The organism is Janthinobacterium sp. LS2A (assembly GCF_036543145.1).
Taxonomy (GTDB): domain Bacteria; phylum Pseudomonadota; class Gammaproteobacteria; order Burkholderiales; family Burkholderiaceae_D; genus Janthinobacterium; species Janthinobacterium aestuarii.
Genome location: NZ_JAZHPB010000003.1, coordinates 41,998 through 55,612, shown reverse-complemented (window position 1 = coordinate 55,612; position 13,615 = coordinate 41,998). Strand labels below are relative to the sequence as shown.

The window sequence follows — 13,615 nt, the reverse complement described above, 5'->3', positions numbered from 1 at the left end:
GTCAAAAAGAGGCGGCAATCAGGCTTGCTTGCTGCGGCGGCGCGCAGCGAATCCGACACCGGCCAGGCCCAGCAGCAGCATCGCGTAGGTCGATGGCTCCGGTACCGAGGCGACGATATTGTCGAGTGCAAACTGGCCCTTGTTGCTCGTGAAGGCGTTGCAACTGCCGGCCGTGTTGCAAGTGAATCCGAAGAAGGCCAGCGAGGCGAATTGCTGGCTGCCGAAGTTGGCGCTGGTGTTGTAGCGCTGGAACTGGAAGTTGCCGCCGATGGGGCCGCCTAGCTGATAGGTTTCATAGATGGAAGAACCGTTGGCGTAGAAGCCTTGCACGCGCAACAGACCCGCTACGGCCGGATAGGTGACGCCCTGGGCGTAGCCGATGAAGCTGGCGTCGAAGCCCTGCAGGCTGACGCTGCCGCCCGTCGTCAGCGGATCGAGGTAGACGATGCCGTCGTTGAGGGATGCATAGTAATTGCTCGTATTGTTGGTCGGGCACGCCATGCCGCAGGCGGCCGGATCCGTGCCGTCGAATACGGCGCCGACCAGGTCGCCATAACTGGCACCGGCGGCATTCGAGGCGCCCGTCAGCAGGAATTTGCCGAATTCCAGGGAGTCGCCATGGCCGACGAACTGGCTGTCGACGTTGTCAAAGTTGATCACGTCCGCGATGGCGGCGGGGGCCCAGGCGGCGGACAGGGCCAGGATGGCGGCGCCGGTCCACTGCTTGGCCGAGAAAGGACTTGCTGCGGCAGTTGCCTTCGAATGCACAATACGAGTCATGAATTTTCCCTTGGTGATTATGTAGGATGCAATATGTTTTGCGTCTGGGATGCTCTTTTCTGCGTGGACGGATAAGACCAATACGTAGAAAATTGACTTTTACTATAGCAAAAGAGGCAATTTGATTGTTTGATATTCTTGCAAATTTAATTTGAAAGTTACAAATAATGAATGAATAAAATTCATCACTTACTATGATTTGGTAACCAGGAGTAGATAGTTTCTGCATTGAAAATAGTTGAATCATCAAGCAGCCAGGCAAGCGCGCGCGGCGCCGTGGCGGTTTCGCGCACACTGGATGGTTTCCGCAGGAATTTGTTGTTCACAGAGCAAAGAAAAGATTGTATTAACCATAACCGGCATGGTAGGCTGATAAGCATCAGGCAAGCGCGTGTCGCCCGTGCGTGGCCATCCGCCGCGCGCAGCGACGCAATGTATTGAAGGTAGGCAATAAGGAGTTACCGGATGCATGCAGCACACAGGCAGAACCTTGCGGCAACGCGCCATGCGCGCGGCTTTACCTTGCTCGAATTGCTGGTCGTCATCGTGATCATCGGCTTGCTGGCGGCGTATGTCGGCCCCAAGTATTTCGCCCAGCTGGGCAAATCCGAAGTGACGGTGGCCAAGGCGCAGATCGAGGCGTTTGAAAAATCGCTCGACACCTACCGCCTCGACGTGGGGCGCTATCCCACCACGGAAGAGGGTTTGGCCGCGCTGCTGGTGGCACCGCCCGCCGCCGGCACGCGCTGGAATGGTCCTTACCTGAAAAAGGCTGTGCCGCTCGACCCGTGGGGCCATGCCTATCAATACCGCGCGCCGGGCAGCAAGGGCGAATATGACATCGTCTCGATGGGCAAGGATGGTCAGCCGGGCGGCAGCGGCGAGAACGCCGACATCAGCTCGCAATAGCGCCAGCGCCATTCTTTTTCCTACGGACAAGCCATCATGCAGTTCGAAGTACGCGCGCTTTCCACGGACCAGGCCGTAACTACCTTGCAGACGTGCGTGATCGACGGCCGCGACGAAGCCGACGCGCGCCGCCAGGCCGAAGCGCGCGGCCTGTTTGTCAGCGCCATCCGCCCCTTGCGGGCCACGCCGTTCAGTGCGGCCGGGCGCCAGCGCGCGCGGGCCTTGCCCCTGCTGCTGTTCAGCCAGGAATTGCTGGCGCTGCTGCAAGCGGGTCTGGGCATCGTCGAAGCGCTGGAAGCCTTGCTGGAAAAGGAAGCGTCGCCGGCCACGCGCAGCGTGCTCACGCGTCTGCTCGAAGGCTTGCGCGAAGGCAAGCGCTTTTCCGCCGTGCTGGGCGAGCAATCTGAACTGTTTCCTCCCTTGTATATCGGCATCGTCAAGGCGGCCGAGGGCACGAGCGACTTGCCGCGCGCGCTGTCGCGCTACATCGACTACCAGCAGCGCATCGATGCGGTGCGGTCCAAAATCGTCAGCGCCGCCATCTATCCCGCCATCCTGCTGGCCGTGGGCGGCGGCGTCAGCGCCTTCCTGATCAGCTATGTGGTGCCCCGTTTCGCCGAGGTCTACCAGGGCGCGGGACGCAACCTGCCATGGATGTCGCAAGTGATGCTCAGCTGGGGCCAGTTCGTCACGCAGCATGGCGTGCTGCTGTTGCTGGGGTTGGCACTCGTCGGCAGCATCGTGTTCACTGCCGTGCGGCGCGTGCTGCGCAACGGCGGCGTGGCGCGCCTGCTGGCGAAACTGCCCGGCATCGGCGAGCGCGTGCGCATCTATGAACTGTCGCGCCTGTACCTGACCCTGGGCATGCTGGCCGAGGGCGGTATCACCATCGTGCAGGCGATTGCCACCGTGCAGGCGATGGTCTCGCCGGGCATGCAGGCATCGTTGCAGGGCGCGCGCGGCGCCATCGAGGCGGGCCAGCCGCTGTCGTCGGCGTTTGAGCAGCATCAATTGACGACACCGATTTCCCTGCGCATGCTGCGCGTGGGCGAGCGCACGGGCGACATGGGCCCCATGCTGACGCAGTCGGCCGCCTTTTATGACGGTGAAATCAGCCGCTGGATCGACCGTTTTACGCGCACCTTCGAACCCTTGCTGATGGCCGCCATCGGCCTCGTCGTGGGCGCCATCGTGATCCTGCTGTACATGCCCATCTTTGACCTTGCCGGCGATATTTCATGAACCAGATTTCTTCCGTTCCCGCCGCCATCGACCCCGCGCTGCTGCAGCGCGCGCGCATCCTGAGCCGGCAATCGAAGCGTAGCCTGGTCGAGGAATTGCAGGAGCTGAGCGGCATCGAGGCGCGCGCCGTGGTGCGCGAACTGGCGCGCCCGTTCGGCCTGGACGTGCTGGAAACGGCCGACATGCTGGCCTTGTCTCCCGCCTTCGATGTGCTGCCCCTGTCGCAGGCGCTGGCGCGTCACAGCGTGCTGCTGCGCGCCGCCGGCGGCCAACTGGTGGGCGTGATCGCCGACCCGTTCGACCTCGACCTGCAAACCTGGCTGAGTGCGCGCGCCGGGCAGGGCGTCTTGAGCATCCATCTGGCGCTGCAGGCCGACATCGGCGCCTACCTGTCGAAGCAGGAAGAGTCGGCGCGCGCCGTCGACAGCCTGCTGCCCGGCGCCGCCAGTGACGCGCGGCGTGATGGCAAGACGGCCGCCGTGCTGTCGTTTGCCAGCGTGTCTGAAGCGGCCAGCCCTGCCGTCAAGCTGGTCAACTCGACCCTGTATGACGCGCTGAAGGCGGGCGCGTCGGACATCCACCTGGAAAGCACGGCCGGCGGCCTGGCCGTCAAGTACAGGGTCGACGGCGTGCTCGATCACGCCACATCCGTCAACGGCATCGAAGTGGCAGAACACATCATCTCGCGCCTGAAAGTGCTGGCCGAACTCGATATCGCCGAGCGCCGCGTGCCGCAGGACGGCAGCTTCCGCGTCGAGTCGGGCGGGCGCGAAATCGATTTGCGCGTCTCCATCATGCCCAGCATCCATGGCGAGGACGCCGTCATCCGTATCCTGGACAAGCGCGCCATGATCGAGGCGTATGGCGCGCTGACGCTCGAAGCGCTGGGCTTTGACTCGCCATCGCTGGTCGCCTTGCGCGCGCTGGCGCAGGAAGCCTACGGCATGCTGCTCGTGACGGGACCGACCGGCTCGGGCAAGACGACGACCCTGTATGCGGCGCTGACGGAAATCCATAACGGGCGCGAAAAGATCATCACCATCGAAGATCCCGTCGAATACCAGCTGCCCGGCATTTTGCAAATCCCCGTCAATGAAAAGAAGGGGCTGACCTTTGCCAAGGGCTTGCGCTCGATCCTGCGCCACGACCCCGACAAGATCATGGTGGGCGAGATCCGCGACCGCGAGACGGCGGAAATCGCCGTGCAGTCGGCGCTCACGGGCCACCTGGTGCTCACCACCGTGCACGCGAATAATGTGTTCGACGTGTTCGGCCGTTTTACCCACATGGGCATCGATCCGTATGCGTTCGTCTCGGCCCTGAACGGCATCTGGGCGCAGCGTCTGATCCGCACCAACTGCCCCCATTGCGCCACCGAGTACACGCCCGACGATGCCGAGCTGGCCAGCGTGGGCCTGGCGCGCGCCGACGCGGCCGACTATCAATTCAAGCAGGGCAAGGGCTGCGGCGATTGCCGCGGCACGGGCTACAAGGGGCGGCGTTCTATCGCCGAAATCCTCGTGCTGACCGATGAAATCCGCGAATTGATCGTCGATAAAAAACCGATCCGCCAGATCAAGGCGGCCGCGTATGCGAACGGCACGCGCAGCCTGCGCCTGGCGGCGCTGGAACTGGTCAAGCGGGGCGCCACCACCATCACGGAAATCAAGAGGGTCACCCTGCATGCGTAGAGGTCTCGGACAAGGATTGCGCCTGGGCGTGGCGGCGGGCACGGTGAGCCTGTGGCGCAGCAGCCGCTGGCGCGCGCCCGCATGGACCTCGCTCGGTGAAGTCGCATATGCGCCGGACGACGCGGCGTACGGCGGCTTTGCCGCCCTGGGCCAGGCGCTGGAACAGATACTGCCGGCTGGCGAATACGCGGGCTGGCCCCTGTCCGTGGTGCTCGACGATGCTCTGGCGCGCCTGTGGCAAGTGGACATGCCGCAGGGCGCCGCGCGCCTGGCCGATATCGAGGCGGCTGCCGCGCTGCGCTTCCAGTCGCTGTATGGCGATGCACCGGGCCTGTGGCACAGCAGCAGCGCCTGGGATGCGCGCGCGCCGTTTTTCTGCGCCGTGCCGCGCGCGCTGCTGGCGCAGCTGACGCGCGTGGCCGAAGCACGCAAGCTGGCCCTGATTTTCATTACGCCGCAATTCGCGCGCCACTGGAACCGCTGGCACGGCGCCTTGAAACCGGGCGCCTGGTTTGGCCAGTTGCAGGAGAACGCCCTGACCCTGGGCGTGCGGCACGAAGGGCGTTTGCGCGCCGTGCGCGCGCTGCCCGTGCCGCCTGGCGCTGGCAGGGACTGGCTGGCGCAGACCTTGGCGCGCGAGGCGCTGCTGCAAGGCGTGTCCGCACCGGCGCTGCTGCAGCTGTGCGGCGCGCCGCCGCCCGCATGGCTGACGCCGGCGAAAGAGTTCAGCTGCCAGGTTTTTTCCACGCCCGATGGCGAAAACGGCTTGTCGCCGACCGCCCGGCTGGCGCATAGCGGAGGCGTGGCATGACGCGCCTCGATATCGATTTCGCGCCGCCAAACTGGCGCCGCAGCCTGCACCGCGTGCCCGCGTGGGCGTGGTGCGTCGGCGCGCTGGGTATGGCGCTGGCCGTCACGGCGGCGTACAGCGGCAGCGCCGCGCTGCAGCGCCAGCAGCTGCGCGAAGGGCAATTGCAGCGCGCGCAGCAGCGCGTGCTGGCCGCCACGCAGGGGACGGCGCCGGTGGTGACCACGCCGATCGCGCCCGCGCAGGCGGCGGCCGTGAATGCGGCCATCCTGCAATTGAACCTGCCGTGGCGCGACCTGCAGGATGCGCTGGCCAGCGCCACGCCACCGGCAGTCGCGCTGCTGGCGCTGGAACCGGACGCGCGCAAGCGCGTGCTGAAGATCACGGCCGAAACGACCAGCAGCGACGCCATGGTGGCGTATGTGGCGCAATTGAAGCGGCAGGAGCTGTTCGGCACGCGCGTGCAGCTGCTGCGCCATGAAATCAACGCGCTCGATCCGAACAGACCGTTGCGCTTCCAGCTCGAAGCGCGCTGGGGCACGCCATGACGGCCATCGACCTCAATAGCTTGCGCCTGCGCGCGCAACTGCTGCTGCGCCGTTTGGGCGCGCCCGCCTGTCTGGCAGTGGCATTGCTCGCGCTGGGCGTGGCCGCCTGGGTCTGGGCCTGGCAGCAGCGCGCCGTGGCGGCGCAGCTGGAAGCGCGGCCCTTGCCGCAGCCAGCGCTGGCCGTGGTGGCCGCCGCGCCGCCGGCGACAGCCAGCGAAAACCTGGCGCGCTTTTATGCCGCGCTGGGACAACAGCGCCACGCGGAGCAGCAAGTCAAGCAGCTGTTCGACCTGGCCGCAAAAAACGGCTTGCTGCTGGCGCAGGGCGAATACAAGAGCGGCTACGACAAGGCCAGCCGTGTCGCCACCTACCAAGTGACCTTGCCGCTGAAGGGCAGTTATGCGGCCGTGTCGCAGTTCGCGCTGCAAGCGCTGCGCGCCGTCCCCTTTGCGTCGCTCGACGAACTGAGTTTTCGCCGCGAGCAGATCGCCGATACGGATCTCGAAGCGCGCTTGCGCCTGACGTTTTATCTGACCGATACGCCTGGCGATGCGGGAGAAACGCCATGACCCCGCGCCATTATCTGATGCTGGCCGGCGTGCTGGGCGCGGGCGCCTTGCTGCTGTTCGGCGAGCGCCAGCCCGTGGCCGACGTGGCTGAAGCGGTGGAGCGGGCCGTCGCGCCCGCGCGCCATGCTGCGGCCAAGGCGCCAGCTGCGCAGCCGGTCATCCTGGCCCTGCTGCCGCGCAGCGAAGTGGCGGGCGAGGATGGCGACACCTTTGGCGGCGCCGGCGCTGTCTTCCAGAGCCAGAACTGGAATCCGCCGCCGCCGAAAATCGCGGTGACGGCCGCGCCGCCGCCACCGCCCCCAATGGCGCCGCCGCTGCCCTTCGTCTACCTGGGCAAGGCGGCCGCCGACGGCGCCTGGGAAGTGTTTCTGTCGCGCGCCGACAAGACGTATATCGTGCGCGCCAATACCGTCATCGATGGCGCCTACAAGGTCGTGACGATCGCGCCGCCCGTCATGACGCTTACTTATCTGCCGTTGAACCAGGTTCAGCAGCTCAACATTGGAGTTTCCGAGTGATGTCTCGTTCCTTTTCATCGGCGCTGTTGCTCTTGTTGCTGTCCGGCTGCGCAGGGCAGCAAGCCTACCGCGACGGGCGCGAGCTGATCGCGCAAGACCAGGTGCCGGCCGGCCTGCAAAAGCTGCAGGAAGCGCTGCAGCAAGACCCCGGCAACGCGCAATACCGCAGCGCCTATCTGCAGGCGCGCGAGCGGGCGACCGGCAGCCGCTTGCAGCAGGCCGAGCGCCAGGCGCAGGCGGGGCAGGGCGATCTGGCGCGCGCTTCTTTCATGAGCGTGCTAGAAATCGATGCGCAGAACGAGCGGGCCAACAGCGGCTTGCGCGCGCTCGAGCGCGAGCAGCGCCAGGGCAAGCTGCTGGCCGAAGCGCAGAAGGATATCGACGCCAAGCGCTACGACCCCGCGCGCCAGCGCCTGAACGCCATCCTGACCGAGCAGCCGAACCATGCGGGCGCGCGCACGCTGCTGCGCGAGGTCGACGACAAAACGGCGCCGCCCGTGGTCGAGTCGGGCCTGGCCAAGTCGTACAAGCAGCCGATCACGATCGAGTTTCGCGACGCGCCGTTAAAACAGGTGTTCGAGCTGATCGCGCGCCGTTCCGGCCTCAATTTCGTCTTCGACAAGGACGTCAAGGCGGACGCGAAAACCTCGATCTTCCTGAAAAACAGCACGGTGGAATCGGCCGTCTACTTCCTGCTGGTGACGAACCAGCTGGAGCAGCAGGTGATGGATGCGAACACGATCCTGATCTATCCGAACGTGGCGGCGAAATTGAAGGAGTACCAGGAAGTGCTGGTGAAGACCTTCTTCCTGGCGAATGCGGACGCCAAGCAGGTGGCCAACACGCTCAAGACGATTTTGAAGACGCGCGACGTGGTGGCCGATGAAAAGCTCAACCTCGTGATCGTGCGCGACACGCCCGAGGCGATCCGCCTGGCCGAGCGTCTGATCGCGCTGCAGGACGTGCCCGAGGCGGAAGTGGTGCTGGAACTGGAAATCCTCGAAGTCAAGCGCAGCCGCCTGATGGAACTGGGTGTGGCCTGGCCATCGAGCCTGACCCTGACGCCGCTTTCCACCTCGGGCGGAATCGGCCTGACCATCAGTGACTTGAACAAGCTGAACCAGCGCACCATTGGCGTGAGCGACCTGTCCGTGACGGCCAACGCCAACAAGACGGACGGCGACGCGAACATCCTGGCCAACCCGCGCATCCGCGTGCGCAACAGGGAAAAGGCGAAGTTCGTCATCGGCGACAGGGTACCCGTGGTGACCACCACGATTTCGCCGGGCACGGGCGGCTTCGCTTCCGAGTCGATCAGCTACCTGGACGTGGGCCTGACGGTAAACGCCGAGCCGACCATCTATTTGAACAACGAGGTGGGCATCCGCATCTCGCTCGAGGTGAGCAACCTGGGCGCGGCCACCACCACCCGCAGCGGCTCGACCCTGTACCAGATCGGCACGCGCCAGGCGTCGACCATGCTGCAGCTGAAGGATGGCGAAAACCAGGTGCTGGCGGGCCTGATCAACAATGAAGAGCGCAGCTCGGGCAACAAGGTGCCTGGCCTGGGCGACATCCCCGTACTGGGGCGGCTGTTCGGCAGCAGCAAGGACGACAGCCAGAAGACGGAAATCGTGCTGTCGATCACGCCGCACCTGGTGCGCACCGTGCAGCGTCCGGAAGCGAAGGAATCGGAATTCTCGGCCGGCACGGAAGGCAGCTTCCGCCGCCGTCCCGACATGGCGGCCAAGGCGCCCACGCAGATGCCGGGCACGGTGATCGTGCGTTCCGGCCCGTCAGCCGTCGGCATGCAGCCGGCGCCGGCGCAGCCGATGATGACGCCAGGCCAGGTGCCATCGACTTTGCCGCAGAGCGTGCCGGCGCCGGAAGTGGCGCCGTCGCCCGAGCCGTCTCCGTCGTCTTTGCCGATATCGTCGGGTCAGCCCGTACCGCTGCAGGCGGCGCCCTTGCCGCTGTCGTCGAGCCAGCCGGTACCGGTGGCGCCGCCACCGCCACCGCCTGCCAAATGAGACTGGCGCATGCGCAGAGGGGGCAGGGAGGTTTTACCCTGATCGAACTGCTGGTGACCCTGGCCATCCTGGGCGTGCTGGCCACCCTGGTCATTCCCGTCACGCAGGTGACGGTGCAGCGGCGCCAGGAGCAGGAATTGCGGCGCGCACTGCGCGAGATCCGCCAGGGGATCGATGCGTATAAACGGGCTGGCGACGAGGGCCGAATCGTGCGCGCGACAGACGCCAGCGGTTATCCGAAAAGCCTGGAACTGCTGGTCGAGGGGGTGGCGGACCAGCGCAACCCGAAGCGCAGCAAGATGTTCTTTTTGCGCCGCGTGCCGCGCGACCCGTTCAATGGGGATGCTGGCCTCAGTGATGCGCAAACGTGGGGCAAGCGCAGCTACGCCAGCGAGGCGGCCGAGCCGCGCGAGGGCGACGATGTCTACGATGTGTACTCCACGTCCGGCAAGACCGGCTTGAACAACGTGCCTTACCGTCTATGGTGAACCATGGCCGCTGAAAACACCCAAGTCCGCACGCGCGGCTTTACCCTGATCGAATTGCTGGTGGTGCTCGGCATCGTGGCTTTGCTGCTGACCCTGGCTGTGCCCCGCTACTTTCCCAGCCTCGACAAGGCAAAGGAAACCGTGCTGGCGGACAATTTGCGCAATTTGCGCACGACCATCGACCAGTTCCACGGCGATACGGGGCGCTATCCCGATTCGCTGGAGCAACTGGTGGAAAAGAAATACCTGCGCGCCATGCCCATCGATCCCATCACGGACAGCGACAGCAGCTGGCTCATCGTACCGCCGCCCGACGATACGCCGGGCCAGGTGTATGACGTGAAAAGCGGCGCGCCCGGCAAGGACCGCAGCGGCACACCGTTTGCCGACTGGTAGCGGCCATGCACCGTTCTGCGCGCCGCCAGCGCGGTTTTACGTATCTGGGCCTGATCATTCTGGTGGCCATCCTGGGCATGGTAGGGGCGGCCGGGCTGAAGATGGGTTCCTTGCTGCAGCGCCAGGCGGCCGAGCAGGAATTGCTCGACATCGGCGCGCAGTTTTCGGATGCCCTCTACAGTTATGCGGCCGCCACGCCGCCGGGCCAGCCGCAACAGCCGCCCAGCCTTGCCGCCTTGCTGCGCGATCCCCGTACGCCCCAGTTGCGCCGGCATCTGCGCAAGCTGTTTGTCGACCCCATCACGGGCCGCGCCGAGTGGGGCTTGCTGTACCAGCCCGGCAGCAACGGCATCATTGGCGTGCACAGCCTGTCGCAGGCGGCGCCATTAAAGGTCGGCAATTTCGAGGCCCGGTTCGCCGGCTTCGAAGGCAAGGCGCATTTCTCGGAATGGCGCTTCATGGTCGATGCCCGGGTGTCTTCCGTGCCGTCCGCGGGACCGGCAGCTGTGCCGGCGAGTGATGAGGCCGGCATCGCGCCTGCCTTGCCGGTGCCACCGTTGTTTTCTCGCCCTGTTACTCCACCGCAAGAACAATCGCCATCAGCGCCAATTGAGCAGCCAGAACCGCAAAATTCAGATGAAAACACTGCCGAGTAGGCGTTTTCACCTTAAAACGTAACAAAAATAAATGTATGCGCCGGTAACTATTATTGTGTGGAAATTAATAGATAGCGGCAAATAGTTCATTTCGAAAATACTTATCTCATATGAAACTTCGATAAAATATTTATAAGTAATTTGATGTGATTATGCTACCATTCTGTTCAGTACTTCCGGTACTAAAACTATTGGTGGCCTGCGCATTGCAGCCATAAATTACTTTTTAAGGGATAAACTATGAAATTGAAATTTATCGCTGCAGGTATCATGGCAGCAGCATCGTTCAGCGCATCGGCAGCAACCTATGACCTGGGCATCCTGGATCCAACCGGTTCCGATACCCTGTCGGCTTTCACGACCAAGTTCGCCATCAATTCGGATATCAATGATTCGTGGACTTTCCAGTTGCTGGCCCCATCGTCGACCTCGTTCGGTGCATTGCAAACGTTCTCCGTTGCTAACGGCGCGATCAAGGATTTCGCTGCTACTCTGGTCGGCTATGGCGACCTGACCAAGAGCACGGCTAGCGGCATCCAGAATCTGAGCTGGGCAGGTCAATTGGCTGCAGGCACCTACACGGTGCAAGTCACGGGCCTGACCCTGGTGAAAAATGTTCAGTACGTAGGCACGGTTTCGGCCCTGCCAGTACCAGAACCAGAAACCTATGGCATGCTGCTGGGCGGCCTGGCGCTGGTTGGCGCCGTGGCCCGCCGCCGCGCCAAGAAAGCTGACTAAGCTTACGCTGCAATGAAAAAAACCCGCTTCGGCGGGTTTTTTTTCGTCTGGATCAGCTGCTTGATGCAAGACGCCGGCAACAGCATCCTGCGCAATCACGCGTGGCGCTTGAAGTCGCGGAAGCGGAAGCCAACTATAAAGAGAGTGGCAAAGTACGCCACGCCGCACAGGGCCACCACCAGGGCCAGCGCGCCTGCCCGCAGCAACGGATGGGCTTGCATGGCGATCCAGTCGATGCGCACGGCGCCCGCATACGCCACGCCACCCATCACGATGAGTGCCGGCAGCAGGCGCAGGAAGAACTTGGCCCAGCCCGGTTTCGGCTGGTAGATGCCGCGCCTGCGCAAGCCCCAGTACAGGAAGCTGGCGTTCAGGCAGGCGCCCAGGCCGATCGACAGGGCCAGGCCGGCCACGGCGATATACGGCACGAACAGCAGATTCATCAACTGCGTGGCGATCAGCACGCCGATGGCGATCTTCACGGGCGTACGGATGTCCTGGCGCGCATAGAAGGCGGGCGCCAGGGTCTTGACGAGGATGATGCCGATCAGGCCCAGGCTGTAGGCCACGAGTGGCTGCGTCGACATGGTCACGGATTCGGCCGTGAACTTGCCGTAGTGGAAGAGGGTGGCGATCAGTGGCGTGGCCAGGGTCGCCATGCCGACGGCGGCGGGCAGGGCCAGCAGGAAAGTCAGGCGCAAGCCCCAGTCCAGCAAGGCCGAGTATTCCGTCTTGTCGCCATCCACGTTCGCCTTCGACAGGCTGGGCAGCAAGATGGTACCCAGGGCCACGCCCAGCATGGCGGTGGGGAATTCCATCAGGCGGTCCGCATACGACAGCCAGGAAATGCTGCCCTCGGCCAGGCGCGACGCGATGCTCGTGTTGATCATCAGGCTGATCTGCGCCGCCGAGACGGCGAACACGGCCGGCCCCATCTTTTTCAGCACGCGGCGCACGCCGCCGTCGGACAAGCCGATGGCGGGATTGATCGACAGGCGCGGCAGCATGCCGATCTTGATCAGCGCGGGAATCTGGATCGCCACCTGCAGCAGGCCGCCAGCGAACACGGCAATGGCCATGGCGTAGATCGGCTGTTTTAGATAGGGCGCGAGGAATAGCGAGGCGGCGATGAAAGACAGGTTCAGCAGCACGGGCGTGAACGCGGGAATCTTGAATTCGCGCCAGGTATTCAAGATGCCGCCGGCCAGGGCGACGAAGGACATGCAAGTAATATAAGGGAACATCAAACGCGTCATCCACACGGCCGCGTCAAAAGCGCCCGCATCCTTGGTCAGGCCCGTGGCGATCACGTACACGAACCAGGGTGCGCCGACGATGCCGATGGCGGACACGAGCAGGGTGGCCCAGACGAGCGTGGTGGCCACATGGTCGGCCAGCTGCTTGCTCGCTTCCTGGCCATGTTGGTTCTTGTATTCAGACAAGATCGGCACGAAGGCTTGCGAGAACGCTCCCTCGGCAAACAGCCGGCGCAACAAGTTGGGGATGCGGAAGGCAACAATGAAGGCGTCCGTGTAGGCGCCGGCGCCAAAGGCGCGCGCGAACAGGCTTTCGCGCAATAATCCGGTTACACGGGACAGCATGGTCATGCTGGAAATGGCGGCGAGGGTTTTAAGCAAGTTCATGGGGGCAGATTATAGCCGGGAGCGGTACCGGAAAACGGTTAAAATATGGTAACAATTGCCGCCGATTCGCCCTTGCCCGCCCCATTTCCACGTGTTTTTGGCGTGACACACGGTTTTTTGATTTGCCCCCGCTTGAAAATATCGCTATAATCGAAGGCTGTACAGAATTCTGTTACGCAGACACTAATGTTTGACAGGCACTGGTTTGGCACACATGGTTCGGCAGACGCACAGAACGCACCGGTTGGCAAACACTAATGTTTGCAAACGCACTTTGACCCTGTTTTAGGAAATTCCATGGCAAATACCGCACAAGCGCGCAAACGCGCTCGTCAAGCAGTTAAGCAAAACGCACACAATTCGTCCCAACGTTCGACCTTGCGCACGGCTATCAAAGCTGCTCGCAAAGCGATCCAGGGCGGCGACAAGGCAGCTGCTGCTGCAATCTTCCAAGCATCCGTGTCGACCATCGACCGTATCGCTGACAAGAAGATCATCCACAAAAACAAGGCAGCTCGCCATAAGAGCCGTCTGGCAGCTGCTTTGAAAGCACTGTCCGCTTAATATTCGCCAGCAGGCAAGCCACCACGGTGGCCTTG

At 63.5% G+C, this 13,615-nt stretch carries 15 protein-coding genes; 13 read left to right on the top strand and 2 right to left on the bottom strand.

Annotation, left to right across the window (positions count from 1 at the left end):
- Positions 1–18 precede the first annotated feature (18 nt).
- Complete coding sequence (locus tag V3C40_RS10470; protein WP_219329166.1) at positions 19–780, bottom strand: NF038120 family PEP-CTERM protein; 762 nt, start codon at positions 778–780, stop codon at positions 19–21.
- Positions 781–1,245: 465 nt separating this feature from the next.
- Between V3C40_RS10470 and gspG the strand changes: the two genes are divergently transcribed.
- The 12 genes from gspG to V3C40_RS10410 all read left to right on the top strand — a co-directional run bounded on the left by gspG (position 1,246) and on the right by V3C40_RS10410 (position 11,373).
- Positions 1,246–1,689 carry a type II secretion system major pseudopilin GspG gene (gene gspG, locus V3C40_RS10465; protein ID WP_034751618.1) on the top strand — a complete coding sequence of 148 codons (444 nt, stop codon included), beginning with the start codon at positions 1,246–1,248 and terminating at the stop codon, positions 1,687–1,689.
- Positions 1,690–1,725: 36 nt separating this feature from the next.
- Positions 1,726–2,931 carry a type II secretion system F family protein gene (locus tag V3C40_RS10460; RefSeq protein WP_219329165.1) on the top strand — a complete coding sequence of 402 codons (1,206 nt, stop codon included), beginning with the start codon at positions 1,726–1,728 and terminating at the stop codon, positions 2,929–2,931.
- Positions 2,928–4,622 carry a GspE/PulE family protein gene (locus V3C40_RS10455; RefSeq protein WP_331777373.1) on the top strand — a complete coding sequence of 565 codons (1,695 nt, stop codon included), beginning with the start codon at positions 2,928–2,930 and terminating at the stop codon, positions 4,620–4,622. The genes V3C40_RS10460 and V3C40_RS10455 overlap by 4 nt, the downstream gene beginning before the upstream one ends.
- A complete protein-coding gene (locus tag V3C40_RS10450) occupies positions 4,615–5,433 on the top strand; it encodes a hypothetical protein (RefSeq protein WP_331777372.1) in 819 nt (272 codons plus the stop codon). Before V3C40_RS10455 ends, V3C40_RS10450 begins: the two co-directional genes overlap by 8 nt.
- Positions 5,430–5,978: a hypothetical protein gene (locus V3C40_RS10445; RefSeq protein ID WP_331777371.1), complete on the top strand. Its 549-nt coding sequence runs from the start codon at positions 5,430–5,432 to the stop codon at positions 5,976–5,978. Before V3C40_RS10450 ends, V3C40_RS10445 begins: the two co-directional genes overlap by 4 nt.
- Positions 5,975–6,547: a hypothetical protein gene (locus tag V3C40_RS10440; protein WP_331777370.1), complete on the top strand. Its 573-nt coding sequence runs from the start codon at positions 5,975–5,977 to the stop codon at positions 6,545–6,547. Before V3C40_RS10445 ends, V3C40_RS10440 begins: the two co-directional genes overlap by 4 nt.
- Positions 6,544–7,065 (top strand): hypothetical protein, encoded by a 522-nt coding sequence (locus V3C40_RS10435; RefSeq protein ID WP_331777369.1) that lies wholly within the window; start codon positions 6,544–6,546, stop codon positions 7,063–7,065. Before V3C40_RS10440 ends, V3C40_RS10435 begins: the two co-directional genes overlap by 4 nt.
- Complete coding sequence (locus tag V3C40_RS10430; protein WP_331777613.1) at positions 7,065–9,095, top strand: secretin N-terminal domain-containing protein; 2,031 nt, start codon at positions 7,065–7,067, stop codon at positions 9,093–9,095. Before V3C40_RS10435 ends, V3C40_RS10430 begins: the two co-directional genes overlap by 1 nt.
- A complete protein-coding gene (locus V3C40_RS10425; protein WP_034751600.1) occupies positions 9,092–9,583 on the top strand; it encodes a type II secretion system protein in 492 nt (163 codons plus the stop codon). The genes V3C40_RS10430 and V3C40_RS10425 overlap by 4 nt, the downstream gene beginning before the upstream one ends.
- A 3-nt stretch (positions 9,584–9,586) precedes the next feature.
- Positions 9,587–9,979, top strand: a complete 393-nt coding sequence (locus V3C40_RS10420; protein ID WP_070303853.1) for a type II secretion system protein — start codon at positions 9,587–9,589, stop codon at positions 9,977–9,979.
- Positions 9,980–9,984: 5 nt separating this feature from the next.
- Complete coding sequence (locus tag V3C40_RS10415; RefSeq protein ID WP_070303851.1) at positions 9,985–10,635, top strand: type II secretion system protein; 651 nt, start codon at positions 9,985–9,987, stop codon at positions 10,633–10,635.
- A gap of 240 nt (positions 10,636–10,875) precedes the next feature.
- A complete protein-coding gene (locus tag V3C40_RS10410; RefSeq protein ID WP_051991193.1) occupies positions 10,876–11,373 on the top strand; it encodes an FxDxF family PEP-CTERM protein in 498 nt (165 codons plus the stop codon).
- 95 nt (positions 11,374–11,468) lie between these two features.
- Here the strand turns inward: V3C40_RS10410 and murJ are convergent, their stop codons facing one another.
- Positions 11,469–13,016 (bottom strand): murein biosynthesis integral membrane protein MurJ, encoded by a 1,548-nt coding sequence (gene murJ / locus V3C40_RS10405; RefSeq protein WP_331777368.1) that lies wholly within the window; start codon positions 13,014–13,016, stop codon positions 11,469–11,471.
- Between the two features lie 297 nt (positions 13,017–13,313).
- Between murJ and rpsT the strand changes: the two genes are divergently transcribed.
- A complete protein-coding gene (rpsT, locus tag V3C40_RS10400; RefSeq protein ID WP_010395935.1) occupies positions 13,314–13,580 on the top strand; it encodes a 30S ribosomal protein S20 in 267 nt (88 codons plus the stop codon).
- The last annotated feature ends 35 nt before the right edge of the window (positions 13,581–13,615 follow it).